The 2,917-nt window shown below is 48.8% G+C and carries 1 protein-coding gene; it reads right to left on the bottom strand.

The window, feature by feature from the left end:
- Positions 1-499: 499 nt before the first annotated feature.
- Positions 500-2,857: a choice-of-anchor Q domain-containing protein gene (locus ACOCD2_RS15620; protein WP_293652913.1), complete on the bottom strand. Its 2,358-nt coding sequence runs from the start codon at positions 2,855-2,857 to the stop codon at positions 500-502.
- Between the last annotated feature and the right edge of the window lie 60 nt (positions 2,858-2,917).

Here is a 2,917-nt window from a genome sequence, read left to right as displayed (position 1 = left end):
TATATCTATAACTGAGAACACGTGCGGTTCATCCCCACGGGTGTGGGGAACTCTGCCTATTCGGCAGTTCAACTATCTGTCGCTGGCGATGGTGGCATGCCGGCGACAATCTGGAATGTCCGTTTGCGTGTTGGACTAGCTGAGTTTCTCGCTATTGTTCTTTTTTGTCTAGTAAGACGAATATTCTGTCTTGGCCAACCGGCTCGCCATCATCCCCGGAGAACACTACCCCAGGGTGCCGGACCATGCGTTGGCAGAATTGCTTGGGATCGAGGTCCGCCGTTTCAATGAGATGGCCTTCCGAATGAGAGAAACCGGGAACAAGAACACGTAAGTTATTGAAAATCCCTGCGATAGTTCCAAAAAACATCATTTTAAAAGTGGCCCGAAGCCGGCTTACTACACCCTTGGCCAGGGCAGGAAGATCCTTCTGAAGCAGGGCGCGAAGAATAAGGGTGATTTCCTGGAGTACGCCATCATTCTCTTTGATCGGAAAAATTTAATCGATTGTTCCAGTTGGTGTTCCTATAATTGTCGTCTCAAAAATAGCAAGCTTGGCGCTGGGTTTGAGCTGTACCCCTACGGCTACGGCGATATCTGCCGGTCCGTATCCCCTGCTGCCTGGGTATTTGTTGCTGTCTGGTGTGAATTGCCCCCATCCGGAATATGCGCCGGTGAGAATTGACGGGTCCAGGATGTCGCCGTTGTGTCCGTCGTAGATGTCCGGGCTTCCAACCCACCCCATACGTGATGCGTTTTTGAGTGATCTAAGACCTAGAGCGATGCCCTCCGTGGGGTTGATACTATCAGTTATCAACAGGCGGTTAGGGTGCCCGTCGCCTCCAACAATTAGCCCGTTGTGCCCTGGATATTCTCCGATTTCCAGGTCTGTATATAGGCTTATTTTAATATCTCCGAATGCTGCGTTGCTCCTGAATTCCCATCGGGTGACGTGAAAATTAGTGCGGGGTACAACAACAGATGTGGCAGTCCAGTAAATGACGCTGTTTTTTCCCTCGAACTGGCCGTCAGAGACGATAGACCCGTCCGGGTGATTTTGAGCAGGGTCAGTGACGGTATTCCTGAGATAGAGAGTTTCTCCTGCCACGTTGACGCGGTTTTCTGATTTCTTCAGTGTGTTCCACCCTCGTAGTGTTAGGTGTGTTATTTCTCCCGCGTTCCCCATTGTGATTTCCAGAGCATCGGGCGCTGTCAGTTCTGCGATTCGTGCTCGGTGATTAGCGATTAGGCGTTCTAGTTCTGCTGCGCGTGCTCTCATTTGTTTCATATCGCCGTTTTTTCTGGCTATCTGTTGTTGTACGTCCGCTAGTTCGTCGTTGAGTATTTGTAGTTGTGTTTCCAGTGTCGTGATTGTTTCTGTTTTTGCATCGATGTCTGCTTGTTGGTTTGCGATTGTTTCTTCTTTCGCTTCGATGCCTTTTTGCTGTGCCGTAATTATGTCGGTTTTTGCAGCAATGTCTGCGTTTTTATTGTTGATTATCTGGTGTAATGTTACCGGATCCTCATTGTGTTCGTCTGGGACCGTTGTATTAATTGCATGTGGCATCGCTGTTAATGCTGCGAATGCGTCTATTTCGACGGAACCGATATCACAATATTGATTCCTTGCGGATTTGCGGCCTGCATCGCGCTGATCTGCTGCTGCACATGTAGATCCTCCTGCGTCAATCAGTTCACTGTCTGTTTGGGGAGCGTGTGTGAGTGTGTATCCGCCGTTATCGGCTAATGCGCCCAGTTTGGCATCGCCTCTACTAACGCCAGGGCCATCGTAATCAACATCTCCGTCGCATGTGTTGTCGTCTGACCATGCGTGGTCCAGATCAAACCAGCCCCCGCCGCCGCAATTGCGACCGGTTGATTTTGCTATTACTGTTCGGATCAGTTTGATATTGCTTCTATTTGTTGTAACGCCCCGGTTGTAAATTGTGCCGCCATTGTTTACACGTCGATTCTTGTTGTTTCGTCTACGATCAGCGTCGGGTTTATTTGAGCAGTCCGATTTTCTCTCTCCAAAATCGCATTCTCGCAGTTCTGGATCTCGTAACGGTGCGCTGCGGTTGTTTTTCAGTGTTGAGTCCCAAAATTCGGCGCTCCCTCCCAGAGATCCTCCTCCGAACTGGTATAGCACACTGCCTTTCGCGTCTGTGCTGTAACTCCAGTCATGGTAGTCGTGTGCCAAGTTGTCCGTAAATGTGCTGCGGTATGCACTAAATATGCCGTGATAGTTGTATACGACGCCGCCCTGCGCGTATGCGCGGTTCATCGTGAACGTTGATGCTTCCAGTTTTGTTTTTACGTTTTCAGATATTAATGTTTTGTTGTTAAATATCGCGCCACCACGTTGCGCCGTGTTATTTGCTACTGTGCTGTAGTTGATTGTGACTTGTCCGCGATTGTATATTGCGCCTCCATTATCCGATGCGTAATTGTTTGTAAATTGGCAATAGTGTGCTGTGATCTGTCCGCTGTTGTATATTGCGCCACCTTGTGTTGCTGATCCGTTTTCCAGTGCTATCGCCCACAGCAACACGGTTGTGTTTGCTGATATTTCCAAGATGCGGTGTTTGTTTTGTCCGTCCAGAATGATGTCTGGACGTCTGTCGCCGTCTATATCACCGTTAATTTTCAGGTTTTTATTGATGACGATCTCGTTTTCCAGGCGTATCGTTTTGCCGTACAGCCACGGTGCGAATTTGATCAGATCACCGGCTTCGGCAGCAGCAATTGCTGCGCGTAGCGTGTGCGGTCCGTTATCGGCCGTTCTTTTTATTATGTGTGTAGTTGCGTGTACTGTGCTGCTAGCGGCTAGTACCGTTATGATTATGATGTGTTTCATTTTTCGCCTTTTTATTGGGGTATAGAAAAACCGTCGTGTCGGGTCCCGTGTGATTATATT

Source organism: Thiolapillus sp. (genome assembly GCF_048562965.1).
Lineage (GTDB): Bacteria > Pseudomonadota > Gammaproteobacteria > Chromatiales > Chromatiaceae > Thiolapillus > Thiolapillus brandeum_A.
This window is presented reverse-complemented; position numbering and strand designations above follow the sequence as displayed.

Coding starts and splice junctions, on each gene's coding strand:
- ACOCD2_RS15620 (WP_293652913.1), bottom strand. CDS start 2,857: ATGAAACACATCATAATCATAACGGTACTAGCCGCTAGCAGCACAGTA.